The organism is Paenibacillus ihumii (assembly GCF_001403875.1).
GTDB classification, from domain to species: Bacteria; Bacillota; Bacilli; order Paenibacillales; family Paenibacillaceae; genus Fontibacillus; species Fontibacillus ihumii.
The window spans coordinates 330,985-356,533 of sequence record NZ_LN884298.1 but is presented as its reverse complement, the minus strand read 5'-3'; the positions used below and the strand labels follow the sequence as shown (position 1 = coordinate 356,533).

The 25,549-nt window shown below is 49.3% G+C and carries 20 protein-coding genes; 15 read left to right on the top strand and 5 right to left on the bottom strand.

The genetic code is table 11. The features are described from left to right. Positions 1-25 precede the first annotated feature (25 nt). The 3 genes from BN2762_RS06630 to BN2762_RS06620 are packed head-to-tail and all read left to right on the top strand — an operon-like array spanning position 26 to position 3,562. Positions 26-1,558 (top strand): ABC transporter ATP-binding protein, encoded by a 1,533-nt coding sequence (locus tag BN2762_RS06630; protein ID WP_055106230.1) that lies wholly within the window; start codon positions 26-28, stop codon positions 1,556-1,558. Further along, positions 1,548-2,618 carry an ABC transporter permease gene (locus BN2762_RS06625; protein WP_055106229.1) on the top strand — a complete coding sequence of 357 codons (1,071 nt, stop codon included), beginning with the start codon at positions 1,548-1,550 and terminating at the stop codon, positions 2,616-2,618. The genes BN2762_RS06630 and BN2762_RS06625 overlap by 11 nt, the downstream gene beginning before the upstream one ends. A 2-nt stretch (positions 2,619-2,620) precedes the next feature. Then, positions 2,621-3,562, top strand: coding sequence for an ABC transporter permease (locus BN2762_RS06620; RefSeq protein ID WP_055106228.1), 942 nt, complete (start codon positions 2,621-2,623; stop codon positions 3,560-3,562). A gap of 91 nt (positions 3,563-3,653) precedes the next feature. On the opposite strand, the gene pepT is transcribed toward BN2762_RS06620, so the two are convergent. From pepT to BN2762_RS06595, 4 genes are all read right to left on the bottom strand, one after another. Beyond that, positions 3,654-4,892, bottom strand: a complete 1,239-nt coding sequence (gene pepT / locus BN2762_RS06615) for a peptidase T (RefSeq protein WP_055106227.1) — start codon at positions 4,890-4,892, stop codon at positions 3,654-3,656. A gap of 701 nt (positions 4,893-5,593) precedes the next feature. After that, complete coding sequence (locus BN2762_RS06605) at positions 5,594-6,034, bottom strand: hypothetical protein (RefSeq protein ID WP_055106225.1); 441 nt, start codon at positions 6,032-6,034, stop codon at positions 5,594-5,596. 240 nt (positions 6,035-6,274) lie between these two features. Further along, positions 6,275-7,105 (bottom strand): carbohydrate ABC transporter permease, encoded by an 831-nt coding sequence (locus tag BN2762_RS06600; protein WP_055106224.1) that lies wholly within the window; start codon positions 7,103-7,105, stop codon positions 6,275-6,277. Continuing rightward, entirely contained in the window at positions 7,105-7,992 is an 888-nt protein-coding gene (locus tag BN2762_RS06595; protein ID WP_055106223.1) for a carbohydrate ABC transporter permease, read from the bottom strand. Before BN2762_RS06595 ends, BN2762_RS06600 begins: the two co-directional genes overlap by 1 nt. A gap of 181 nt (positions 7,993-8,173) precedes the next feature. Here BN2762_RS06595 and BN2762_RS06590 point away from each other — a divergent pair, with 181 nt between their 5' ends. The 7 genes from BN2762_RS06590 (at position 8,174) to BN2762_RS06565 (ending at position 16,356) form a co-directional block, all read left to right on the top strand. Then, positions 8,174-9,997, top strand: coding sequence for a sensor histidine kinase (locus BN2762_RS06590; RefSeq protein WP_055106222.1), 1,824 nt, complete (start codon positions 8,174-8,176; stop codon positions 9,995-9,997). Beyond that, the gene (locus BN2762_RS06585) at positions 9,990-11,636 is read left to right on the top strand and encodes a response regulator transcription factor (RefSeq protein ID WP_055106221.1); all 1,647 of its coding nucleotides are present in this window, start codon (positions 9,990-9,992) and stop codon (positions 11,634-11,636) included. The genes BN2762_RS06590 and BN2762_RS06585 overlap by 8 nt, the downstream gene beginning before the upstream one ends. A gap of 124 nt (positions 11,637-11,760) precedes the next feature. Beyond that, positions 11,761-13,077, top strand: a complete 1,317-nt coding sequence (locus BN2762_RS06580; protein WP_055106220.1) for an ABC transporter substrate-binding protein — start codon at positions 11,761-11,763, stop codon at positions 13,075-13,077. A 119-nt stretch (positions 13,078-13,196) separates the two neighbouring features. Next, entirely contained in the window at positions 13,197-15,308 is a 2,112-nt protein-coding gene (locus BN2762_RS06575; protein WP_055106219.1) for a glycoside hydrolase family 36 protein, read from the top strand. Between the two features lie 24 nt (positions 15,309-15,332). After that, positions 15,333-15,473, top strand: coding sequence for a hypothetical protein (locus BN2762_RS26815; RefSeq protein ID WP_154674764.1), 141 nt, complete (start codon positions 15,333-15,335; stop codon positions 15,471-15,473). Between the two features lie 111 nt (positions 15,474-15,584). Then, on the top strand, positions 15,585-16,019 hold the full coding sequence (locus BN2762_RS06570) for an SRPBCC family protein (protein ID WP_055106218.1): 435 nt from the start codon (positions 15,585-15,587) through the stop codon (positions 16,017-16,019). Position 16,020: 1 nt separating this feature from the next. Further along, positions 16,021-16,356, top strand: coding sequence for an ArsR/SmtB family transcription factor (locus tag BN2762_RS06565; RefSeq protein WP_055106217.1), 336 nt, complete (start codon positions 16,021-16,023; stop codon positions 16,354-16,356). Between the two features lie 384 nt (positions 16,357-16,740). Here the strand turns inward: BN2762_RS06565 and BN2762_RS06560 are convergent, their stop codons facing one another. Beyond that, positions 16,741-17,673: a LysR family transcriptional regulator gene (locus BN2762_RS06560; protein ID WP_055106216.1), complete on the bottom strand. Its 933-nt coding sequence runs from the start codon at positions 17,671-17,673 to the stop codon at positions 16,741-16,743. 229 nt (positions 17,674-17,902) lie between these two features. Here BN2762_RS06560 and BN2762_RS06555 point away from each other — a divergent pair, with 229 nt between their 5' ends. The 5 genes from BN2762_RS06555 to BN2762_RS06535 all read left to right on the top strand — a co-directional run bounded on the left by BN2762_RS06555 (position 17,903) and on the right by BN2762_RS06535 (position 25,547). Then, positions 17,903-18,952 (top strand): YeiH family protein, encoded by a 1,050-nt coding sequence (locus BN2762_RS06555; protein ID WP_055106215.1) that lies wholly within the window; start codon positions 17,903-17,905, stop codon positions 18,950-18,952. Positions 18,953-19,413: 461 nt separating this feature from the next. After that, positions 19,414-21,015, top strand: a complete 1,602-nt coding sequence (locus BN2762_RS06550) for a sensor histidine kinase (protein WP_230202444.1) — start codon at positions 19,414-19,416, stop codon at positions 21,013-21,015. Between the two features lie 47 nt (positions 21,016-21,062). After that, positions 21,063-21,887, top strand: coding sequence for a response regulator (locus BN2762_RS06545; RefSeq protein ID WP_055106213.1), 825 nt, complete (start codon positions 21,063-21,065; stop codon positions 21,885-21,887). A 133-nt stretch (positions 21,888-22,020) separates the two neighbouring features. After that, complete coding sequence (locus tag BN2762_RS06540) at positions 22,021-23,352, top strand: ABC transporter substrate-binding protein (protein ID WP_055106212.1); 1,332 nt, start codon at positions 22,021-22,023, stop codon at positions 23,350-23,352. A gap of 1,313 nt (positions 23,353-24,665) precedes the next feature. Beyond that, positions 24,666-25,547 (top strand): carbohydrate ABC transporter permease, encoded by an 882-nt coding sequence (locus tag BN2762_RS06535; RefSeq protein ID WP_055106211.1) that lies wholly within the window; start codon positions 24,666-24,668, stop codon positions 25,545-25,547. Positions 25,548-25,549: the final 2 nt, after the last annotated feature.

Below are 25,549 nucleotides of genomic sequence, written 5' to 3'. Positions count from 1 at the left end.
AAGTGACCCATAGGAGGTGACAGGTATGACTCTTGCAGTAGAGATGAAGAACATCACCAAAACGTTCTACGGCATGAAGGCCAATGACGATATTTCTTTTCAAGTAGTAAAGGGTGAGATTCATGCGTTATTAGGTGAGAACGGAGCCGGTAAATCTACATTGATGAACATCCTGTTCGGATTGTATCAAGCTGATCAGGGAGAAATACGGATTCATGAAAAACCTGTAAAGATTACAGATCCGCAGATGGCTATTCAGCTAGGGATCGGGATGGTTCATCAGCACTTTATGCTCGTTGATAAATTTACAGTTCTTGAGAATATCATTCTTGGAGCAGAGCCTCGAAAGGGAACTTCGATAGATTATCACAAGGCTTCGAAAGAAATCGAGACTCTATCGAATCAATACGGACTTAAGATCAACCTTAACAGTCAGGTCAGGGATATCTCGATCGGGATGCAGCAGCGCGTGGAAATCCTGAAAACCTTGTATCGAGGCGCTGATATTCTAATATTTGATGAGCCGACAGCCGTTCTAACCCCGCAGGAAATTCAGGAGCTAGCGAGCATTATGAAAAATCTGACGGATGAAGGCAAGACGGTCATTCTTATTACGCATAAGCTCAAAGAAATACTAGCCATCGCAGATGCCGTAACCGTGATCCGCCGGGGGAAGGTATGCGACTCCTTGAGGGTCAAGGACACGAATGAGGCGGAGCTGGCGGAGAAAATGGTAGGTCGAAAAGTAACACTTCAGCTAGACAAAGAAGAGAAGGAACGGGAAGGACTCGTTCTAAGTCTTCGTGATGTTCGAGCACGGGACAATCGTGGACTGGAGGCACTCCACGGGATTGACCTTGAAGTATACGGCGGTGAGATCGTCGGGATTGCTGGGGTTGATGGCAATGGCCAATCGGAGTTAATTGAGGTCATCACAGGATTAAGGCCAGTTCAATCCGGAGAAATTGTCCTGGCCGGAGATCATATTACAGGACTTCATACCAGGCAGATTAACGAGATGGGAGTCGCTCATATTCCAGAAGATCGTCACCGTACGGCCATTGTTATGGATATGACGCTCTCTGAAAATCTAGTGCTGAATAGCTATTTCAAAGAGAAATTTAACAAGCGGGGATTATTAATTGAGAAATCGATTAAGTCCCATGCTCGAAAGCTGATCGACAAGTTTGATATTCGTACGCCAAGTGAGTCCGCCAAGATTCGAGCCTTATCCGGCGGCAATCAGCAGAAGGCGGTCATTGCACGAGAAATTGAAGGCAATCCTAAGCTGCTGATCGCGGCGCAACCCACGCGAGGGCTTGATGTTGGGGCCATCGAATTTATCCATCGTCAAATACTCCAGGAGCGTGATCAGGGAAAGGCTGTTTTGTTAGTATCCTTCGAGCTGGAGGAAATATTAAGTTTGTCCGATCGGATTGCAGTCATCTATGAAGGAAGAATTGTAGGTATTGTGGATCCTAAGGAGACAACCGAACAGGAGCTGGGACTTTTGATGTCGGGCCGTATCAAGGGGAAGGAGACCGCAGATGAATCTTAACATGAAGAAGAACAACGTAGGCGTCCCTTTTGTCTCGATCCTATTGGCTATGCTGGTAGGTGCGGTAGCTATGTTGCTGGCTGGTTATAATCCGATCAGCGCATACGCTTCCTTCTTTGATGGAATTTTCAGTAGTCCGTATTTAATGGGAGAGACGATCAGACAAGTAACACCTTTGATTTTTACAGGGCTGGCGGTGGCATTTGCGTTTCGTACAGGGTTGTTCAATATCGGTGCTGAAGGGCAATTTCTTGTTGGGCAGCTAGCTGCGGTAGCTGTCGGTATTTTCTTCAAGCTTCCGTTTTTTCTCCATATCCCGCTCGCTCTTCTCGCTGCAGCCATGGCGGCTGGTTTATGGGGAGCGATTCCGGGCTATTTGAAGGCGAAGCGTGGAGTTCATGAGGTTATTACGACAATTATGATGAACTGGATTGCTTTTATATTGACGAATTATTTGATTCGTACCTATATGAAGGCGGAGTCGGAAAGAAGTCTGGATATTCAGCCGACGGCGTCGATTTCTTTCGGCTGGCTGAGTGATTTGTTTCAAGGAGCCCGTATTCACCTAGGCATCATCATTGCGCTGCTGTTCGCGTTCCTGATGTACTTTTTGCTGTGGAGAACGAAGCAAGGCTTTGAACTGCGTGCGGTAGGCTCCAACCCATCGGCTGCCAAGTACGCAGGCATGAACGTTAAGAGCAATATTATAAAGGCGATGTTTGTCAGCGGTGCTCTTGCGGGTTTAGGCGGAGCCTCGGAAGGTCTTGGCGTTTACGGTTATATGACCATCTCTAGCGTGTTTCCCGGCGTAGGATACGATGGTATTGCTGTTGCATTAATTGGTTCGAATACGCCGGTTGGCGTTATATTAGGTGCGATCCTGTTCGGAGCCCTTACCTTCGGAGCGCAAAATATGCAAATGGCTTCCGATGTTCCTTATGAAATCATCCGCATCGTTATTGCGTTTATCATTTTCTTTATAGCTTCCAGCGACATTGCCAAGAGCGTTCTCGGCCTCTTCAAAAAAATACCGCTTCCCGGCAGAAAGGGAGGGGCTTAAACATGGAATTACTAAGCATTCTCACAACGATCATCCATAATGGCGTTATATATGCAACCCCTTTAATCTTTGCAGCACTTGGCGGGGTTTTCTCTGAGAAATCGGGTGTCGTCAATATCGGCCTCGAGGGATTAATGATCATTGGTGCTTTTGCAAGCGCTGTCGTCACCTTATGGACGGATTCTCCGCTGCTCGGGCTGGCTGCAGGCGCACTGGCAGGTGTCCTGTTATCTATTCTGCATGCTGTCGCATCCGTAACCTTTCGTGCCCATCAGGTCGTCAATGGGATGGCCATTAATTTCCTGGCGCTGGGCTTGTCCATCTATTTAACGAAGCAGCTGTTTAACGGGTCGGCACAGACAACAACGCTCAAGACACTAATCCCCAAATGGGATATTCTCTGGTTAAGCGAAATTCCTTATCTCGGGCCGATGCTCTTCAAGACGTACCCCACCTCTTATCTGGCGGTCCTAGTCGTTATATTGTGCGGGTATCTTCTATTTAAGACCTCCTTCGGCTTACGGCTGCGTGCCGTTGGCGAGCATCCGGCTGCAGCGGATACAATGGGGGTGCACGTTGGAAGAATGCGCTATACAGGCGTGCTGATTAGTGGGGCACTAGCAGGTTTAGGCGGCGCGATCATTACTCTAACGACAACCAGTAACTTCTCCTATAGCACGATTTCGGGACAGGGTTATATCGCCCTCGCTGCGGTCATTTTCGGAAAATGGAATCCTTTCGGCGTGCTGGGCGCATCCCTCTTCTTCGGTTGTGTGCAGGCACTGAATAGTTCGGCACAAGTGCTCGGATTCTCTGCTTATATACCTACTGCATTCATTCAAATGCTGCCATATGTGCTCACGATTATCGTCCTGGCCGGCTTCGTCGGCAAAGCAGAGGGGCCTAAGGCCGCAGGGGAACCATATATTAAGGGAAGCCGATAACCGGATCTCTGCATTAGATATCTACCGCCCTCAGTAACATGGGAGGTAGATTTTTTTGTCTAAACAAAAAGAAGAGCAAGACGCAGTCCGCTTATGACTGCGCCCGCTCCTCAAACCGCCGGATTATTCCGATGATGACCTCGGTGGCTTTAACCATGTTATCGAGTGAAATGTATTCGAATCTGCCATGATAATTCTCGCCCCCTGTGAACAGGTTTGGCGTCGGTAATCCCATATAGGATAACTGGGAGCCGTCGGTGCCGCCCCGGATCGGGGTCATAATCGGCTCGATGCCAAGACCTCTCATGACCTCGGCGGCGACATTCACGATGTCCATAACCGGCTCGATTTTCTCGCGCATATTATAGTATTGATCACGGATATCGAGGACAAGCCTGTCATGGCCATATTTTGCTCTCAGCTCATCGGCGATGTTCTCCATCCTGGCCTTGCGGGCTTCAAATTGCTGGCGGTCAAAATCACGAATGAGGTACTGCAGGCGGGTCTGCTCTACATCTCCCTCGATGGAGGAGAGATGGTAGAAGCCCTCGTAGCCCTCGGTATGCTCAGGCGCCTCTCCGGCCGGAAGCTGGGCGTGAAACTCCATGGCGATTTTAGCCGAGTTGATCATTTTTCCCTTGGCCGTCCCCGGGTGCACGTTGACTCCTCTGCAAGTAATCTTGGCCGCAGCGGCATTGAAGCTCTCGTACTCCAGCTCGCCCAAAGGCCCGCCATCCACCGTATAGGCAAAATCGGCGCCGAAGGCTGCTACGTCGAAGCGCTCCGGCCCTCTCCCGATCTCCTCATCAGGCGTAAAGGCCACCCGAATGGTTCCGTGCTTGATTTCGGGGTGCCTGATCAGATAGGCCATCGCGGTCATAATTTCGGCTATACCCGCTTTATCGTCGGCACCGAGCAGGGTGGTGCCATCCGTCGTTATAAGCGTATGGCCTTGGTATTTATGCAGCTCCGGGAAATCCTTGGGGGACAATACGATATTTCCCGCTTCATTTAGAACAATGTCCCCGCCGTCGTAATTCTCTACGATCTGCGGCTGCACGTTGGTTCCCGAGAAGTCAGTAGCCGTATCCAGATGGGCGAGGAAACCGATGACCGGCACGTCCTTGACCGTGTTGCCTGGCAGCGTGGCCATGACATAGCCATTGTCGTCCATGCTGACATCCTCCATGCCGATCTCCTGCAGCTCTTGAACGAGCTGTCTGGCCAAAGTGAGTTGTCCGGGAGTAGACGGGCAAATTTCGTTTTCTTCATTGGATTGCGTATCGATTCGGACATAGGAGGTAAATCGTTTAATGATTTCGTCTCTCACAGGAAACCGCCTCTCTGTATTAGAATCTTCTTCTGTAACGATTGTATCAAACCGGCTGCAGCCATGAAAGCGAATCAGCGGGGAAGAGTCACTGCAGATTACATAATATTATGTGAAGATGAGCATATAAAAATGCCAGCCTGTTGTTGTGGAAAACAAACAGGCTGGCATGTTATGCTGCTCTGATTTTTTAATTATGGCCTAGTGAAATTCTCTCCGTGGTAACTTAATGGAGCAAATAATGTATCCGCTTTTGGAGGAATTGAAATAAAGACACTAAAGATCAATAAACTTGCAAACATTCCGATCAACATTTTTTTCATCCGGGACAACTCCTTTTAGAATAATATTTCGATACTCTTCGAGCTGACCATAAGAAGCAAAATCCTTTAAAACCTCAAATAAACCAATTGCCCTTTTATACCACCGTATGTTGTCAATACTATCTACTAGCCTTAACAACCTTAAAGTATGATCTACTGCCGATCTATGTTGGGCACGACTCATATAATATAGTACTAGTTGATTAAGGAAAGAACAGAAATAAGTGTTATCAACGGAATCTGGGTTGTTATATAACTTGAAGTGTTCAATCGGGTCTTCCGGCATTTTAGCTAACACATGTTCAATATCAAAACCGTGAGTCGTTGCCGCTTCTAAGATAGAAGAAATTCCAGTGAGGTATTCTGAGGGGTTGTTTTCTAAAAAAACAAATAATCATCCATGACTTCTTGGTTTCCCGATAGAAGCTCGAGCTCAAGAATATTTGCTTTCGCAAAAAAAGCAAATCTTTCAACATAATCTCGCGTTTTTTCATTCATACCAGGGAACCAGCTCAAATCAGCGTACATACTAATTACATTCCTAGACGCTATGAAATTTTTAGACTTTTTGAAAGCAGTTCCTTTCATTATTAAAGAGTAACCATAGTAATAAATTAAAGGTTTATTGGAGTAATTATAACACATATATCCTTTCTTGTCATTTTTTATAATGTGTTTAGATCGTTCAAATAAAGAGTCTGAGTAGTCGTTGAGATAGTCTAGCAAGTCAAGTGAGTAAGCCACTTTTATCATTTTAACTGTAACGTCAAAATCAAAAGTATTAATATCGATATGATTTATGCAATTGCTTCCCTCCATTTTGCAATACTCTCCTTTATTTACATTTATATGTTTTTATTTCATGTTAACATAAATTAAATAATTTTCCTAATTTTTGAGAATTGCTTAAGCTTGAGGAATCCAAAAGAATATGAACTAAGATTAGAAAAAAGAAAAGCCAGTTTCAGAGGCTTCTCCAAAAATAATAAAACGCCGGGACGCGGATTAACCGCAGACCCGGCGCTGGATTGCACCGTAAAGGATTCGATTGTTGAAAGCCTACCCTTTTACCGCCCCGGCAACAACGCCCTTAACGATATGCTTCTGCAGGAACATGAACACGATGATGGATGGCAGAACGGCCATAACCATCGCCGTCATGGCATACTGCCAGTCCGAGGTGTACTGCCCGACGAAGGTGTAGGCAGCCAGCGTCAAGGTCTTCGTGCTCGGAGAGCCGTTGACCATCAGGAGCGGGAGCAGGAAGTCGTTCCAGATCCACATGACGTCAATAATAATGATCGTTGTCGTTACGGATTTCAGCAGCGGGAAGATGACCCGGAAGAACAGTCTGAAGCCGGAAGCGCCGTCGATCGTCGCGCTCTCGTCGATCTCATTGGGAATTCCCTTCACGAAGCCGTGGTAAATGAACATGGCCAGCGGTGCGCCAAAGCCCCAATACAGGATGCCAAGGCCCCAGGTGCTGTCAGAAAGATGGAAGTCCTTCGCCATTTGCAGCACGGACAGCATGATCGATTGGAACGGGATCAGCATCGGCATGATACAAATGAAATAAATCAGGTTGCTTGCCTTGGATTTCGTTCTCGCCAGCTTGTATGCCGCGATGGAGGAAATCAGGATGATCCCGGCCAGGCCAAGCACGGTAATAACGGTATTGTTCAGGAACAATCTCGGGTAGTTAATGTATTTCCACACGTAGCTGTAGTTCTCGAAGGCCAAACTTTTTGGAAGAGCGATCACGTCTGTCATAACCTCGGAGAAGCTCTTCAAAGAGTTGATGATGGTCAAGAACAACGGATACAAGAACAGCAGCGAGAGAATGACCATGAATATTTCAAAGATAATGCGGCCTGCCTTCTTGCTCTTCATTATGCCTCAACCTCCCTGCGTTTGAAGATCGTCAATTGAATCACGGTAATGATCAGCACGGCAACGAACAGAATGAGCGCTTTGGCTGTACCATATCCGTACAGGTTGTTCTGGAACGTATCCCGGTATATGTCATAAGCGACGCTGTAGGTCGTACCGCCAGGTCCGCCGCCCGTAAGGGACAGGATGACGTCGAATACTTTGATGGAGTTCGTCAGCGCCATAAACACGGAGATCGTGATGGAAGGCGCCAGCAAAGGCAGTGTAATGCTGAAGAACCGGCGAACAGGGCCAGCTCCGTCTACCGTTGCTGCTTCCTTCATATCGTCCGGTACTGATTGCAGGCCGGCGATGTAAATGACGAGATAGAACCCGACCGACTGCCAAATCGAGACAAGCAGGACGGATATGAAGGCTAGATTCGGTTCCCCGAGCCAGCTAAGCTTGAATATGCCCCAGCCTGTGCTTGCTCCGAGCGACTCGAAGCCTTGCATGAAGATAAATTTCCAAATGAAACCAACAATGACTAAGCTAAGAATGTAGGGAATGAAGAAAGCGGCTCTAAGCCAGGTCGTGGACTTCATCTTCATATCCAGGACAAGCGCCAGCAGAATCGCCAGCACGTTCACGAGCACGATGTACAATATCGCGTACTTGATGGTGAACCAGCTTGCATTCATGAAGTTGGCATCCCCGCTGAAGATCTGCTTGAAGTTGTCCAGACCTACGAATTTAGGGTTCTTGGATATCCCGTTCCACTTGGTTAAGGAATAGCGAATCGTCATCATAAACGGATAATAGAATACGGCTATTATGCTGATTAGTACAGGCAGTGTGAAAGCGCCAAATTCCAATCTTTCAGCCCATTTTCTCCCCAGTTTGAACATATCGCACCTCTTTTTCGCAACGTATTTTCTAAAGACAAGAGAGCAGCCATTTCTATACACTCTGTCGTTTTCGGCTATAATAATTATAATTCAGGCTGAAATGCGCCTAAATGGACATAAGAAAACAGTTAAGGGTAAAAAGGTAATCTGTATGTAGCACTGTGCAGGGGGAAGGACAGCGATGATCAAAAGGTTAATAGCTGCTATAAAATCGCTTATTGAGCGAATGTCGCGCAGACTGGTCAATAAGCTTAATTTGCTTTTTACGTCGATTATTATTCTTATCGTGGGGTCGCTTACGGTCATTTCCTACCATATGCTCCAGAAGGAATCGGTCAGCAACAGCATCGCCAGCACGACAAATAATCTGATGCTCGTTAATCAGAAGCTGGAGGACTATTTGGATGGGATCGAGCAATTCTCGCTGCCGCATAATAAATATGACGAGATTATTCGGGCGGTTATGCAGGAGGGGAGCGATTACGCCGCCAGGATGTATCTTGAAGATTATTTGAGAGATATGTTCTACAGTCGCAAAGATCTGGAGAGCATTTATTTGTATTTGATCGATCAGGAGAAATATTATTCGATCAGCCGGGAGGCTTACAACATCACCACCAGGGTCGGCTATCAGAGCGGAATCGATGAGCAGCCGTGGTACCAGGAGGCGATGGACAGCCCGAGGAACCGCTCCTTCCAATCCTTTGTCCTGCCGGATACGGCAAGCGGCTATCCGATGATTACCGAGCCGGAATTCATGGGCTATCACCGCGTGCTGCGCTCAATTGCTTCACGGGAGCCGCGTGCTGTGCTGTCGTTTTATTTGAAGCCAGAGGTGAAGGACAGCATCATGAGTGATATTCCGTTCGAGAATGGGGAGCATCTGATGTTCCTTGATCCGAATAATGTCCCTTTTCATATGGATGACCTGGAGATCTATGAGGCGATCAGCTCGGCGGACTGGCTCCAGAATATCCATGATGGTTCGGGAAGCCCTGTTACCTGGTCCAATGAGGACAAGCGCTATCTTGTCGTGTACGACGTAGGGCAGGAGGAGGGCTGGAAGCTGATCAAGCCCATCCCTTACAGCAACATTTATGAAGCGGCTACCAAAGCGCGGAATTTGAGCTATTTGATCGGTTTGATTTTTCTGATCATATCGGTCATTCTCGTCACCTTAACCTCGAATGCCATTACGAAGCCGCTGAATCGCCTGTCGCGCCATATGCGGCGGTTCAGCGAAGGGACATTCGATGCGGAAGCCCCGGTGCAGGGCAGAGATGAGATTGCTTATCTTACAATGCATTTCAATCAGATGGTGCGGCGCACGAATGATCTGATCAATGAACGCTACCGCATGAAGCTGGTGGAGAAGAATGCGATCCTGAAGGCGCTGGAGGCGGAGATCAACCCTCATTTTCTTTATAATGCGCTGCAGGCGATATCTACCAAGGCTTTGAAGAGCGGCAACGATGATGTGGCGGATATGGTGGATGCCCTTGCGCTGACGCTGCGGTACTGCATAAGCGGCAAAGATATCGTATACGCTAGGGAGGAGCTGAGGCATATCGAGAGATATTTGGCGCTGCAAAGCGCTAGATTCGGAAGCCGGCTTCAGGTGGAGATCGATTGGGACGAGTCTCTGATGGAGCTGCAAATTCCGAAGCTGTCCATTCAATCCCTGGTGGAGAATTCCATCAAGCATGCGGTGGAGAAGGTGTCGACGCCGGTGACGATCGTCGTTCGGGCCACCATGAGCGAGAAACATGCTATCATATCGGTTTATGACAATGGCCCGGGCATCCCGCCGGACAGGCTGGAGCAGATTCTGCATACGTTCGAAGTGGAATGGGAGGAGCAAGAAGGGGAGAATATTGGATTGAAAAATTTGAATACCCGTCTGAAGCTGCTGTATGGCGATCAATCAGGCCTTACCATACAAAGTGATGAAGCGGGGACGCAAATGACGATGAGAATACCGCGGGGAGGCGCAGAACATGTATAAAGTGCTGATCATAGACGACGAAGAGCCGCTGCGCGAAGCCATTAAAATATTGGGCGACTGGGATGGGCTGCAGGTTGATGAAGTATGGGAGGCCACGAACGGCGTGACGGGCCTGGAGATGCTGAAGGAGCACCGCCCCGATCTCGTGATGGTCGATATGAAGATGCCGGAGATGAACGGGGTGGAGTTCCTGCGTGTTGTGGAGCAGGAATATCCTGAGCTGCTGACGATCGTGATCAGCGGCTATAACGACTTCGAGTTCACCAGGCAGGCGATCCATTCCAAGGTCGTTGACTATTTGCTGAAGCCGATCAATCGGCAGGATCTTAATCAGGCCTTGCGGAAGGCTGTTGATTTGCTCGAAGCAAGGCGCCAGACCCACAGCGAGCTGATTACGAGAAATATTGCATTCAACATGTCCCTGCCCAAGCTGAAGGAGAAAATCTACTTGTCCATCATTGAACGCGGGTTCAAGAAGCAGAGCAATCAGGCCTTTCTTCCGCTTATCGGTGCTGACAAAGAAGATAACCGATTCGGTACGCTCGTATTAAAGCTATTGAATATGCAGAAAATCTGCGACCAGCGCTTCAACCGGGACACGGAGCTGCTCTATTTTGCCGTGGCGAATGTGATCAACGAAGCTGTCATGGAGGACGTTGTATGCTTCAGCTTCCCCAATCCGAAGGAGGACGGGGAGATCATCGCGATCTTCACGATGCAGGGCGGTTACCCGGAGGATCACGCGTTTCGGGCGGATTATTTGATGAAGAAGATCGGCCATACGCTAAGCGACTTATTCGGCATCGTATCGGCTGCTGGGATGGGGCAAGTCTATGACGAGGTCTCGCGATTGGCCGACTCCTATGAAGAGGCGCGCTCATCGCTTCTGGCGGTCGATCTGCACAAGCTGAAGGGAGCGACTGCGTTCGGTGTCCGGGGGAAGGCGGGCACATCGGAGGTTCTCTCCTTTACGAGCCGAATGCCGATTCTGCGGGGCGGTCTCGAGTCCGGGAACATGCATCATGCGAAGGTGGTCTTCGGGGAATTTGTACAGAAAATCAAAGAGGCGGACAGCTTCACGATCGGAGAGGCGGAGCGGATGATCCGCGATATTATCGTCTTGTTCAATGACATGGCGCTGGATCTAGGCGTTCCTTCGGACAAGCTGCCCGCGTCAGGCTCGCGCAGCTCGCTGGCTGCAGCCGGAATATCCGGAGATTTCAGCACGACGGATGAGTACGAGCAATTGCTCTATCGCATCCTGGAATATTACAGCGAGCAGATCCGGCAGTCGATGGCCGTTAACCGGCCGTTCCATATCGAGGATATCAAGGATTATATCGATCAGCATTATTTCGAGGACATCAAAATTTCCATGTTCACCGAAAAATACTTCTTGAGCAGGGAATACTTAATGAAGCTGTTCAAACAGCAGTTCGGGTTCGGGATCCACGAGTATATGCAGAAGGTAAGAATGGATAAGGCCTGCGTGCTGCTTGACGACTCCTCTTTAAAAATCCAGGATATTTCGGAAATGCTGGGCTATAAGGACAAGAACTATTTCAGCAAGGCATTTCGCAACTATTATGGTGTGTCGCCCTCGGAATATCGTGCCAAGGCGGAAGGGGAAAAAAAGTGAACAGTTGGAGGATTACACTTTTTTACCCTCAAGTCGTCACTTATCTACATTTTTATCGCGAGTCCATTTCTTTAGAATAAGTCTCATAGACATACTAACCAAAGAAAGTGGGGGCAAGAACCTTATGAAGAAGAAATTTCTGGCCATGTCATTCAGTCTGGTGCTGTTAATGGGACTTCTGTCGGCCTGCGGCGGCAACAATGCAGCCAATGACGGGACAAACGGTGCAGCAAACGGAGATGGCGGCGCCGATTCCTCCAAACCAGTAACGATTAACATGTTTACCGCTTCTCCAGAATACACAGATGCTTTTAATGCTTATATCGAAGAGTACAAAAAAGTGAAGCCGAACGTAACCATCAACCTGGAAATCATGCAGGCGGACTACAATACGGTGCTTAAGTCCAGAATTGCGGCAGGCAGCACGCCGGACGTATTCCAGACGACGGCTGGCGGAGATATCGACACCTTTGCGGAGTACAGCGCCGACTTGACGGGTGAACCGCTTGCCAGCGCCATGACGGATGCCGTTCGTTCAAACATGTCTTCCTCGGATGGCAGAGTGCTTGGTCTTCCGATCAAAGGCAATCTGTTCACGTTAATCTACAACAAAGACCTGCTTGAGCAAGCCGGCATTACACAGGTGCCTGCAACGACAGCCGAATTGGAAGATGCGATTGCGAAGCTCGAAGCGAAAGGCATTACTCCATTTGCCAATGCTTATAAAGAGTGGTGGGTATGGAAGCACGTCTTCCAGCACTTCGTGGATGCGGCAGCTCAAGATGCCAACATGAGTCCGAAGGATTTAGTCGCCAGCTTCATCGACGGAAAAACGACGTTCGCGGATCATCCGGTCCTCGCCAACAATTTCTTTGAGTTCATCGATCTGACGGTCAAACACGGAATGGACAAACCGCTGGAGCGCGACAGCAATGCGCAGGTGAGCGACTTTGCTTCCGGCAAGGCAGCGTTCATGACAGGTAAAGGCGCTTGGGACGAAGAAGCGATCAAGAAAATCAATCCAGACATCAACATCGGAATCGCAGGCTATCCTGTAAGCGATAAGCCGGAGCAAGCTCTTATTATTACAGGGGCCGACCAAGCTCTGCGCATTAACAAAGACTCTAAAGTCGCTAAAGAAACGATCGAATTCTTCAACTGGCTGTATACTTCGGAATACGGTAAGAACTGGTTCTCCAGCGTAGCGAAGGTTATTCCTCCAATCAAGGACGCTCCGCTGCCAGACTTGGATATGCCTAAACAAATGGAAGAGATCCTGCAGGTGCAGCCATCCGGAGACCTGGCCATCAACTATTCTCTGGATACGTTCCATCAAAAATTCGGTGAATTGATGCAGGCCTACATTGGCGGCAGCCAGTCCAAAGAGCAAACCATCAATGAAATCCAAAAAGCCTGGATTCAGCTCGGATCTGCAGAATAATATTGCGTACCCTAATATTCCCTTTCTTAACTCAGCACTCCCCGGTGCTGAGTTAAGTTTTATATAAGAGCATAAGGCGCAAGCGTTAGCGCCACAACAGGAAAGGAAGTGCGATAAAGGTGAGTCAAATCATCGCGATTGAAGAGAATGGGCTAAGTCTGGTACTTGAGGTAACCGACGAGCGGGATGTTTTATTGCTGCATTTTGGCCAAGTGCCCTGGCAGGAAGCCAAGAGTGGAATGAACGGCATTACCGCTGTGCAAAAAAAGGGCTTCCGCCTGCTCGAGCTTCAGCTGACGGGAGAGGACAGAGAGGAATATCACGGGCGGACGCACCGGGCGACCTATCCGGGCCTGCGCATGCAATACGAGGCGCATCGGGACGAGCGGAATGCTATTGGCCGCAAGCTGGAAATCGTACTGAATGATCCCGTAACCTTGCTGCAGGCCGTGCAGCATTTCCAGTTCTATGACGGGACGGCCGTTGTCCGATGCTGGGTCGAGCTGACGAACCGCGGATCTCAGCCGGTAGGGGTCGAATATGTATCCAGCTTCGCGCTAACCGGGATCGATAAGGAAGGGGCCGGGGATCGCGATAGCAAAATGCATTTATCGATTCCCCACCATGGCTGGCAGAGCGAATTGCAGTGGCGGACCTATCGCCTGCCTGAGCTTGGCATGTCGCATTTGATCGACAGGGGCTCAAAGCGGGTATCCTGCAGCAATACGGGCTCCTGGTCGGCGGCGGAGCATGTGCCCATGGCGATTCTGGAAAATCGGGAGGCCGGCACGAGCCTGTTCTGGCAAATTGAGCATAACGGCTCATGGCATTGGGAGATCATCGAACAATCCGATTTATTGACCCTACTCGTCAGCGGGCCTACCGAGCACGACAACCATTGGTGGATCTCTTTAGAGCCGGGGGAGGCGTTCGTATCGGTTCCAGCTGCGGTTGGCGCGGCCTCTGGCTCCATCGATGAAGCAATTGGACAGTTGACGCGGTATCGCCGCCTGATTCGCCGGCCGAACGAGGACAACCGCAAGCTGCAGATCATCTTTAACGATTATATGAACTGCCTTTGGGGCGACCCGACGACCGAAAGGCTGCTTCCGCTCATCGATGCGGCAGCCGAGGTGGGCTGCGAGTATTTCTGTATCGATGCTGGCTGGTATGCTTCCGGCGAATGGTGGGACGGCGTAGGTGAGTGGCTGCCATCCCAGGAACGGTTTCCGGAAGGGATCAAATATGTCCTCGATTATATCCGCGGTAAAGGGATGGTTCCTGGCCTGTGGCTGGAGCTTGAGGTCATGGGCATCAACAGTCCGAAGCTCAAGGATACGAATGATAGCTGGTTCTTCCAGCGGCACGGCCAGCGGGTGAAGGACCGCAGCCGCTATCAGCTGGATTACCGGAATCCCGAGGTTATCGCCCATGCGGATGAGGTTATCCGACGGCTTGTAGAGGATTACGGCGTAGGGTATATCAAGATGGACTACAACATCAATGCGGGAATCGGCACAGAGAGGGATGCCGACAGCTGCGGCGATGGATTGCTTCAGCACAATCGTGCTTATTTGAGCTGGCTGGACCGGATTTTTGCCCGGTACCCCGATCTGGTCATCGAGAATTGCTCTAGCGGTGGGATGCGGATGGATTATGCGATGCTTAGCCGCCACAGCATACAATCGACGAGCGATCAGGAGAATTATGTAAACTACGCGGCGATTGCCGCAGCCTCGCCTACGGCGCTGACGCCGGAGCAATCAGCAATCTGGTCTTACCCGCTGCGTGAAGGCGATGATGAAGAGGTCGTCTTCAACATGGTGAACGCCCTGCTGCTTCGCGTGCATCAGAGCGGCCATCTCGCCGAGCTGAGCCCGCGCCGCCGCGAGCTGGTCAAGGAGGCGCTCGACTACTACAAATCGATTCGCCATCATATCCCGCAGGCGCTGCCTTTCTGGCCGCTTGGTCTGCCTAAGCAGCAGGATGGCTGGATCAGCCTGGGGCTGTGCCATGAAGACAGCGTTTATCTGGCTGTCTGGCGGGTCCGCGGCGAGTCCGCCGAGATCGATTTGCCGGTATCGCTGCTGCAGGGCAAGGCGCTTGATATTCGCTGCGCTTATCCGCAGGGATTCGACTGCAGCTGGAGCTGGGACAAGGCCGCGGGCATTCTGAAGGTAGCTCTGCCGGAGACAGAGACAGCAAGACTGCTTGAAATCAAAATAAAATAACGGCAGTCCGGAAGGGAGAGCATCTTGCTTGGCGTTAACCTGGCAGGCCCTGCCGAGCTTCCCCGCCATATGAATGCCATGCGCCGCATCCGCTTCTTGTTTGAGAAGCAGGTGCGGCGTTCTATTTTGCTAAAAGGCGGGGATTCATGGAATGCTAAGATGTAAAAATTGGCGCTTGACGTGAAACCTTATGGTGTCATATTATATGATTCGAAACCAAAAGGTTTCATAACTATGGAGTGAAAAATTTGTTGATGAATAAGGAGACATGCAGAAATGAACAAGGACAATCAGGCCAACGGCGGCTCGCTGCCGGATATCCGGCGGACGATTATGCTGAATGCGCCCATCGGAAAAGTGTGGGAGGCTGTAGCTACATCTGAAGGAATCGCTGCATGGTTCATGCCGAACAATTTCGAGCCGAAGGAAGGGTTCGAGTTCGTGCTGAATGCAGGGCCATTCGGAAATTCGCCATGCAAAGTGACGGAAATTGACCCTCCGCATCGGCTGTCTTTTACATGGGGCAAGGATTGGACGTTGACTTTTGAGCTTGCAGAGGCTGACGGGCAGACGGAGTTCACGCTGATTCATGGCGGCTGGAGTGCGGATCAATTGACCGAATTCGGCGAGGCTCATTCGATTGTGCGGTCGCGGATGGATCAGGGCTGGGGCGGGCTGGTCGAGAAATTGGCTTCTTACGTGGCGGGCTGAGATGGCTGCAGCCCCGAAATACGATGTGTTTCAGGCCATAGCCGACCCGACCCGCCGGAAGCTGCTGGATCTGCTCAGCAGGCAGGAAATGCCGGTGAAGGAGATTAGCGGGCATTTTCCGATGAGCCGTACCGCCGTATCCAAGCACCTGCACGTCCTGTCCACAGCCGGTCTTGTCCGCGAGCGGAGGGTTGGCCGGGAGACGAGATACCGCCTGGATCCCGAGCCGCTGCAGGAGCTGCAGCATTGGCTCAGTTACTTCGAGCAGTTCTGGGACAACAAGCTTTCCATGCTCAAGCACTATGTGGAGAACGAGGGTAGCGGAAGGGCAGAGTAGGCTGAGGCATTTGTTGCCTCCGGCGGTGCAGGAAAGCCGGGCAGGCTGAGCTGGAACGTACCGTGCAATTTGCAGGTGATCCCCGAAGTGCCGATGCCTGGCCGGAACGTAATCTAAGGCGGCAAATGCGCTGCCCGGGGGTGGGGCAGACGAGTGGCTGCCTACCGTCTAGGACGAGCTGTAATTGTCTCCTTGGCGGTATAAGGCATGCGACTGTGATAGCTGCCCGCCTTCTAGAGCAGGATAACGCACCGTCTACCGGTCTAGGGGACTGGAATAGTCTGCTCTGTGATTTAGTACATGCGACTGCGATGGCCGCACGCAATCTAGAGCAGGAAAACGCGCCCCTACGGTCTGGGAGCAGCTGAGTGCTCTGCCCACAGTCTAGGGCTGGCAATGCCGCTCGAGTATGTCGCTAAGCGTTTCCTTGGCTTGCCGCTGCTCCTGGACCTTCCGCTGGAACATTTCTGCCGCCAGGGTGAGGGAGCTTTGTCTGTTGCGGATGACAGACAGCTCCCGCTTCATGGCCGGCCCGCTTACCGCCAGCTCGCGAAGCTCCCCGTTCTCAAGCTCTTTGCGGACGGCCAGACGGGAGAGCACGGCAATCCCCAGGCCTGCGGATACCGCCTCCTTGACGCCTTGGCTGCTATTAAATACATAAGAACGTTTAGCGCTCAATCTGTTCACTTGCAGAAAATGATCGCTAAAGGCGCGGGTGCCCGAGCCGCTCTCACGGATGATCCAATTTTGATCGGCCAAATCAGCCGGATGCAGTGCTGCTGCACCAGCCAAGGGATGATTTGCAGCCGCGATGACGATCATTTCATCCTGCATGTAGGGAGTGATGATCAAATCGGGATACTCGTCCACATTCCCCTCCACCAGGGCCAGATCAAGATCGTTGCTGCGGATGCCCGCGACGATTTCCTCCGTATTGCCAATGGTCAGCTGCAGATCGACCTCAGGATACTGCTCGGCAAATTTGGCGAGAAGCCGCGGCAAAATATATTCTCCAATCGTAAAGCTCGCGCCGATCTGGATTGAGCCGGTGACCACCTCATGCAGCAGATGAATTTGCTCCTTGGCCTCCTCATACAGACCTAGAATTTGCTTGGCCTTACGATATAATATTGTTCCTTCTTCAGTTAGCTTGACCTGCTTGGGCGAACGCAGCATCAATTTCGTGCCAAGCTCATTCTCCATATTTCGGATATGCTGGCTTACGCCAGGCTGGGACATATTCAGAAGTTCTGCGGCCTTTGAGAAATGACGTTGTTCCGCAACCGTAACAAAGACACGCAGGGTGTCGACGATCATATTCACTTCCCCTTTCGATAATCTCATTGTAGCTCTCTTCGAGATGACTCTCAATCTTATCCGCGGCAGTTCCCTTCATTTTGCTGTTATGGATATATCCTAGCGCTTTAATCATCAGTTTTGCTTATGATTGGGATAGCATATCCGTATTTCACTTCGAGCTCATCGCGCTTTATAGTAGACATAAACCGGCGCCGGTTTCGACAACTACGAGCTTGGAGTGATCTTCATGGCACAAACTGTACAGTCACAGACAAACGTTGCACCGTTCAAACGGAAACAGAGCTTCGGTTTTGTGCAGGGCATCGGATTAACCGTGCTGCTGGCCGTGGCGGCTAAATTTTTATCTTATCTGCCGCTGTTAAGCGTAATGGGACATCTCGTGATCGCCATTATGCTTGGATTAATTTGGAGGGCTGCTATCGGCGTGCCAGAGCATATCGTTGGCGGCATTTCCTTCTCCAGTAAAAAACTGCTTCGCGTCGGGATTATTATGCTCGGCATGAGGCTGAATTTACAAAGCATTATTCAAGCAGGCCCCAAAGTGCTGGCCATGGCGGCTATCCATATTGCATTTACGATTGTGGTTGTAGTCAGCTTGGCCAAATGGTTTAAAATTTCCGGCAAGCTCGGTGTTCTCACGGCTTGTGGAACCGCCATTTGCGGGGCCGCAGCAGTAGTTGCGATAGCACCGCAAGTAGAGGCCAAGGACGAGGAAACGGCCATCGGCGCAGCCGTTGTCGCCATCCTGGGAACAGGGTTTACTTTAGTTTACAGCCTTCTGTATCCGGTATTCGGGCTGTCCGCCCATAGCTACGGAATTTTCGCGGGAGCTACGCTGCACGAAATTGCCCATGTTATCGCAGCGGCGGCACCAGCTGGAAGCCAGGCTGAAGATATCGCCATTGTCGTCAAGCTGGCGCGGGTAGCGATGCTTGTGCCTGTGTCGTTATTGCTGGGAATGTGGATGAATCGCAAGAAGCGGACAGGGCCGCGAATTTCTCGTAAACGTTCTATTCAGATTCCGTGGTTTATCCTCGGGTTTCTATTGATGAGCGGAGTAAATACGTTAGGAATTATTCCAGAGCGTGCTGCAGGAATGATCGTCGCAGCGGCTTACTTGCTGATTGCCGTAGCCATGGCTGGGCTCGGCCTTGGCGTTGATCTTGCCGTCTTCCGCCGACTGGGGATCAGGCCTTTTTGGGCGGGGCTCATCGGGTCTGTTGCATTGTCGCTGCTTGGTTATGGCAATTTGTATCTGTTCGGTCTGAATGGATAAAATAACATGAAAGGTCAACTCACCAGCTAGCAGCTTTTTAAGCTTTGGGTGAGAGGGCCTTTTTTTAGGGGAGTTTTTTTGTTTGCAGGCTCCATATCAGTCTGCGTCTGTCCGCCACAATAGAACAAATCTACGCAGTGTCCACCTCTCTCCCCCTCTAACATACAACAAATCGATGCAATTTAGACTAACCTCATTAATAGCAGAAGCCTTGGTGCTATAATCGAAGGACAGATGATATATAAAGTGAGGTTTCCCGCGAGATGTTGAATCGACGGCGTACCCTGATCCCGCAAAGCCTAAAGTACAGGCTGTTTTCGGCCTTTGTGATGCTGATCCTTCTCCCGTTTTGCGCGCTAAATATTTACAACTATCAAAATATTGAAACTTTAGTTCAGAAAAAGATCAGTCAGCAAAGTCACTCCCAACTCGAGCAAATGTACCGTACTTTAGAGGATCAAATGAGCATCGCGTTCAAAACACTGATCTTTCTGGAGCAGGACTCCACTGTGCGGTCCATTTTGCAGCATCCTGAACTTCGGCCAGGGCTTGAGAACAAGAGATTGATGGAGGAAAAATTCAAGACGCTGAACAACAGTTTTTTTCTATATAATCCCTCGGTTTATTTTACAATTCTCGATTTCAATCATAGCGTATATACGTCCTATCCGCCTAAGGAGGCGCTAAACTACGAGAGGCTTAGAAATAACTCCGGCTTTAATCCGGAGCGGATGGAGAAGGCCTCCTACCACTGGGTATCTAGTGATGAGAATTACGTATTCCGGGACGTATCGACGAGCCCCTATTTATTGTCTCTTTACGCGTATATGAAGGACCGATACAACGAGCCTTATGGCATGGCCCGGATTAGTATTGACTACTCGTTCTGGTTTCAGTCCGTGCTGAAGCAATCCACACTGCGCCAGGAATATTTCCTTATTACGAGCCAGGGGGATAATATTTCACAGTCCGTACAGGACAGCTCTTTGTCAGCAGCGATCAAGAAGCAGATTGTTAGTCAGGAGGATAGCGAGTATTTTACGGATAAGGCCTCAGATACGCTGATTAATTATATTTATGTTGAATCCTTGGACTGGTATATCGTGAACCGAATTCCGCTCAGTATTCTGTTCACCGAGATTGAGGAATTGAAACGGCAATATTTTGTGACCTTCTTTATTCTGATGGGAGCTTTCATCCTGATGACTTTCATCATTGCTTCGACCATAACGCGTCCGCTCTCTCATTTACAAAATAAGATGAGGGAGGTTGTTCGGAAAAATTTAAAAGTTCGGCTGCCGGAACAAAAATTTAGAGGAGAGATTTTGGAGCTGACTCGAACCTTTAATACGATGCTCGATGACACGAACGAATTGATCCGGCAGCTTAAAGCAGAGGAGCGGCAGAAGGAGGCGGTTCATTTTCAGATGCTGCTGGCTCAGATGAATCCGCATTTTCTCCTGAATACTTTGAATACGATTAAATGGATTGCGATCCGTGAGAAAAACGAGGATATTACGAATATGACGCTGTCGCTCGGGAAGCTGCTTGAAGCTAGTCTTAGCACAGAGAAGGATCTGGTTTATTTAAAGGATGAACTGGAGCTCGTTCAGGCTTACGTCCATATTCAGCAAATACGTCATAATTATCAATTTAAAATTACTTATCATTATGAGGAACAAATTCAGTATGCTCTTGTTCCTAAGCTCAGTCTGCAGCCGCTGATTGAGAATTCTATTATGCATGGTGTTGGGGACCTCCTGGCTCAAGGAAGGATTGAAATTCGAATATATCGAATAGGCCATGACAAAATGGCGGTTGAAGTCGAGGACAATGGGATTGGCATGGACCAATCAAGACGTTTGCAGCGGCAGGCCATCGGCAGGAAACGGCCGGGAATCGGTCTAAGCAATGTTCGGGAGAGGCTGAAGTTACTTTTTAAGGAGCAGGGCTCTATGGAGATCATGTCCTCCGACGATGGCACCTTAATTCGTTATACGATTCCGTTCTTGTTATCTACGCCATACGTGTCAGAGCCAGGGAAGGAGCATCTTAATATTTAAGCTAGCTTACCAATTCAACAAAGCCAACGGCAGGAGGAGAACAGCTCATGTGGAAGGTGCTGCTTGTAGAGGATGAAGTGTTCGTCCGGGAATCCGTCCGCGAAATTATTGCATGGGAGGAGCTTGGATTTACGGTAACTGGGGAAGCCGGTAACGGGGCAGAGGCGCTGGATATGATCCGGCTGGATCCGCCGGATCTCGTACTTGCTGATATCGTGATGCCGGAAATGGATGGCGTGGAATTGCTGAGAAGAACGCGGGAAGAGGGATATGGCTCGAAATTTATTATGCTGACTTGCATGAGTGATTTTGAGTATATGCGGCAGGCGATGGAATACGGGGCTTCCAATTATATTCTCAAGCTCTCAATGAGCGTGAATTCACTTCGTGACACGCTTCGCAAGCTCAGCTCGGAGCTAATCAAAGATGAGGAGCAACAGGGAATGACACGCTCCAAAGGGGTTGGAAAACAGGAGGAGATGAATTCCATCGTCCTTCAGACCGTGGAGCCTGAAGCAATTACTTCACATCCTGAAGTGCTTAAAATATTGCATTATATTCAACAAAATTATAACCGGGATATTACCGTTAAATCTATGTCACAGTATGTCATGATGGGCGAGAACTACGTCAGCGCACTATTCAAGAAGAAGACCGGACAGACGCTGATTCATTACTTACATCAAGTTCGAGTCGAGAAGGCAAAGCATTATTTGATTCATACCGAACTCCCGGTGCATGAGATTGGTCATCAGGTTGGTTTCCTGAATGACAATTATTTTATCAAGATATTCAAGCGACTGACCCAACATACGCCCAGTAAATACAGGCAGCTTAACAAGTCTGTGCAGTCTAACAAATCTATGCAGTAAATTTGTTCTACTGCCTCGCAATTTGCATCATTTTGTTTGGTGAACTGAATGGTTTTGTATATTAAAAAGCGCTCCCGATCCCTGCTACGATGAGAGGGAATCAGTTATATTACCGAAATAGGGAGGTCTTCCATTGAAAAGCAAAAAAAGAATGCCCGTACTCCTTGCTGCGACAATGCTCTTCGGACTGCTAGCTGGATGCGGAGGAGGCAATAAAGAAGGTAGTCCGGCAAATCCTGCAAGCGGTTCCAAACAGGAGTCCGCGGGGAAATCGATCAAGCTGACGATGTGGGGAGGCGTGCCGCCGGAGACGGGACCGCAGGCGGTGGTAGACGCGTGGAATGCAGAGCACCCCGATATTCAAGTGGAATATGTGCGTTTTGTTAATGATGACGACGGGAATTTGAAGCTGGATACGGCACTGGCAACAGGCCAGGATGTCGATTTGTTTGTCAATTATACGCTGACCCAAGTGGAGAAACGGGTTAATGCCGGGGTTGCCCTTGATTTGAGCGAATTTACGGATTATAACATTGATGAGAAAATGGGCAGCGATGCAGCGGAGTGGAAAATTGAAGACAAGTACTACGGTGTGCCCACCAAGAAAAATGTTTTCTTCTTTGCTCTGAATAAGGATGCGCTGGAGCAAACGGGGCTTGAGGTGCCGAAGGCATGGACATGGGATGAGGCAAGACAATATGCCAAAACGTTGAAGGAAGCTGGCTTCCAATACGGACTTGTGCAGCACCTTGAGCCATTTGTAGATCCCATTGATTCCGTGCTCGTTAAAGAAGGCTACGTCAAAGAGGACGGGAGCTCGAACCTAGATCATCCGCTCGTCACCACTTGGCTCGAGACGATGAATGCGATGATGAAGGAAGATGAGACGACGCCACCGCTTGGCGAACAGCTTACGTCCAAAATGCCGGTCGAGAATATGTTCCTTGGTGGTGAATCGGCCATGATTAATATTGGAGAATGGCTGATTCGCAGCTCGAATAATATGAAGGATTTTCCGCGTGATTTTAAAATAGCTTTTGCCCCTGTACCCAGATTGTCTGCGGATGAGGAGGATTTTATAGGCCGCGGGGGTCTAGGTGATTTGATCTCGATCAATGCCAACTCCAAGAACAAGGAGGCGGCCTGGGAATTTTTGAAGTGGTATGCTGATGGAGGAATGGCACCTATGGCGGCAGGCGGACGGCTGCCGGCTTCAAACGCGGTAGATCAGACAACGGCTATTACGAATCTGCTTGGCGAGCATGAGGACACTTATGACAAGGAATCATTGGAGTATGTACTGTATGGGGATAAAACGCCAACTTTCGTTCGGAGCTTCCCGCAGGAAATGGTGGATATGCGCGCGCAGGAATACGAGAAGTTCTTCTTGGATAACCAGACTGTGCAGCAGACGGTGCAGGCGATGACGAAGCGTCATAATGATTGGTTGAAACAGCAAAAGTAAAATTGGGAGGGCTGTCTCAGAAGTCATCATAGATGACTGAGGGGCGCCCTTTTTTTTTGGGAAGCTATCTGTTTTTGCGGGATAATTTTTGCCGGAATCAATTTCTCCTTTGCCCGCATCCCATGCTTTGGCTCATCTTCTATACGCTGTCGATCTTTGAACTCGAACATGAGCTATCGAACTCGAACGTAGCTATTGAACTCGAAGGTAGCTAATGAACTCGAAGGTAGCTAATGAACTCGAACATAGCTAATGAACTCGAGGGTAGCTAATGAACTCGAAGGTAGCTAATGAACTCGAAGGTAGCTATCGAACACGAACGTAGCTAATGAACTCGAAGGTAGCTAATGAACTCGAAGGTAGCTAATGAACTCGAAGGTAGCTAATGAACTCGAAGGTAGCTAATGAACTCGAGGGTAGCTAATGAACTCGAGGGTAGCTAATGAACTCGAAGGTAGCTATCGAACACGAACGTAGCTATTGAACTCGAAGGTAGCTATTGAACTCGAAGGTAGCTAATGAACTCGAAGGTAGCTATCGAACACGAATGTAAGCCATAGAACTAATCGTAAGCTATAAAACTCAAATCTAAATGGAATTCATGTATCTAATTATGCTCTAAACGAATGTTTCGGGGGATTTGATGGATTTCATGCAATTAAAAATCAAGAATTCAGCCTGTGATAGAGATCTCCCTTCTTCTAACGACATGAAATCCATTTAAATCTACTTTTCTTTCTTTGCGGCAGAAACTAACTACTATGAATCCATTTAGAACGTGGAATCCGTGATTTATGCTTGGCGTGCAGGGGAGGCAGGGAGCCTGATAGGTCACATTAGGGGTAACCCGGGCAGGTAGCTTGATTGGTCACATCAGGGGCACCCCCAGGCAGAGAGCGTGTTTGGCCAAAGGGGAACCGATCGTTTTGCAGGTTTTCCCTGCAAGGCTTGGACAAGGCTCTTGGGCAGTTTGGGCCTGTTGCCTTAACCTACAATCTACTGAAAGTAGCAGGCATCCGCTTCGCTGCATTCCTACAAAAGCAGTGCCATAAAAAGGTTGGAGCGGAAACCTTACATTTTCCCTCCAACCTTTTATTTTAGCGACTTATTGGGCGGCCCCTTCTAGGGGCCGTTTTAATTTCCTGGAAATCGGGATGAACATACCGGGGGATAGAACGAATCCGTTCACCCCTGCGCAAGCACTAGTGAAAATGCGTATTTTTGTAGTATGGGATTCGTCGTTTTGTTCATTAAAATGGCCTCGATCCGCCTGCTATGCTTAACATGTAATTCAAGACTGGGGAGTGTTGCGTATGAGAAGTTCCTGGATGAAACGGCAGCAACTGCTGGGATATGTGTTTATCGGGCCCAATATGCTCGGGGTGCTTCTGTTCTTTATTTTACCGGCTATTTATTCTTTTTATCTCATGTTCACGGACTACAAGTTTATGAATCCAAACACTAATTTTATTGGGCTTGAGAACATTCAAAGAATGCTGGGGGATGAGGTATTCTATGTCGCCCTAAAAAACACAATGATCTTCCTGCTGGCGGTTCCCATTTCCATCGGATTGGCTTTTACCGTGGCGGTGGTGCTAAATCGCTCCGTCCACTTAAAGAAGCTGCTTAGGGCATTATATTTTATGCCTTACATTACTAGCGGTGTAGCGATCGCTTTCGTCTGGATGCTGCTGTTCCAGCCGACCAATGGACCGATTAACGGCCTGCTAAGAGCTATCGGGATTGCGAATCCTCCGGGCTGGTTGTCCACCATGGATTCTTCCATGTATGCCATAGATATCATTTGGATCTGGTTCATGCTTGGCTATAACATGATCATTTATTTGGCTGCATTGCAGGAAATCTCAGGAGAACTGCTGGAGGCCGCGAAGATCGACGGGGCCCGGACATGGCAGACCGTTCGCAGTGTCATTTGGCCCCTCGTCAGCCCTACAACCTTCTTGCTGCTTATTACTGGATTAATTATGACGATTAAGCAATTTGGGATTATTCAGGCCATCACGCAGGGCGGGCCTGGCAACAGTACGACGGTGATGTCGCTGTACATTTATCAGAACGCATTCCGTTACTACGAGATGGGTTATGCATCAGCTATCTCCTGGGCATTATTCTTGATTATCATGGTGTTCACCGTTCTGCAATGGATCGGTCAGAAGCGCTGGGTTCATTACTAGAG

Coding starts and splice junctions, on each gene's coding strand:
- BN2762_RS06630 (WP_055106230.1), top strand. CDS start 26: ATGACTCTTGCAGTAGAGATGAAGAACATCACCAAAACGTTCTACGGC.
- BN2762_RS06625 (WP_055106229.1), top strand. CDS start 1,548: ATGAATCTTAACATGAAGAAGAACAACGTAGGCGTCCCTTTTGTCTCG.
- BN2762_RS06620 (WP_055106228.1), top strand. CDS start 2,621: ATGGAATTACTAAGCATTCTCACAACGATCATCCATAATGGCGTTATA.
- BN2762_RS06605 (WP_055106225.1), bottom strand. CDS start 6,034: ATGGAGGGAAGCAATTGCATAAATCATATCGATATTAATACTTTTGAT.
- BN2762_RS06600 (WP_055106224.1), bottom strand. CDS start 7,105: ATGAAGAGCAAGAAGGCAGGCCGCATTATCTTTGAAATATTCATGGTC.
- BN2762_RS06595 (WP_055106223.1), bottom strand. CDS start 7,992: ATGTTCAAACTGGGGAGAAAATGGGCTGAAAGATTGGAATTTGGCGCT.
- BN2762_RS06590 (WP_055106222.1), top strand. CDS start 8,174: ATGATCAAAAGGTTAATAGCTGCTATAAAATCGCTTATTGAGCGAATG.
- BN2762_RS06585 (WP_055106221.1), top strand. CDS start 9,990: ATGTATAAAGTGCTGATCATAGACGACGAAGAGCCGCTGCGCGAAGCC.
- BN2762_RS06580 (WP_055106220.1), top strand. CDS start 11,761: ATGAAGAAGAAATTTCTGGCCATGTCATTCAGTCTGGTGCTGTTAATG.
- BN2762_RS06570 (WP_055106218.1), top strand. CDS start 15,585: ATGAACAAGGACAATCAGGCCAACGGCGGCTCGCTGCCGGATATCCGG.
- BN2762_RS06565 (WP_055106217.1), top strand. CDS start 16,021: ATGGCTGCAGCCCCGAAATACGATGTGTTTCAGGCCATAGCCGACCCG.
- BN2762_RS06560 (WP_055106216.1), bottom strand. CDS start 17,673: ATGATCGTCGACACCCTGCGTGTCTTTGTTACGGTTGCGGAACAACGT.
- BN2762_RS06555 (WP_055106215.1), top strand. CDS start 17,903: ATGGCACAAACTGTACAGTCACAGACAAACGTTGCACCGTTCAAACGG.
- BN2762_RS06550 (WP_230202444.1), top strand. CDS start 19,414: ATGAGCATCGCGTTCAAAACACTGATCTTTCTGGAGCAGGACTCCACT.
- BN2762_RS06545 (WP_055106213.1), top strand. CDS start 21,063: ATGTGGAAGGTGCTGCTTGTAGAGGATGAAGTGTTCGTCCGGGAATCC.
- BN2762_RS06535 (WP_055106211.1), top strand. CDS start 24,666: ATGAGAAGTTCCTGGATGAAACGGCAGCAACTGCTGGGATATGTGTTT.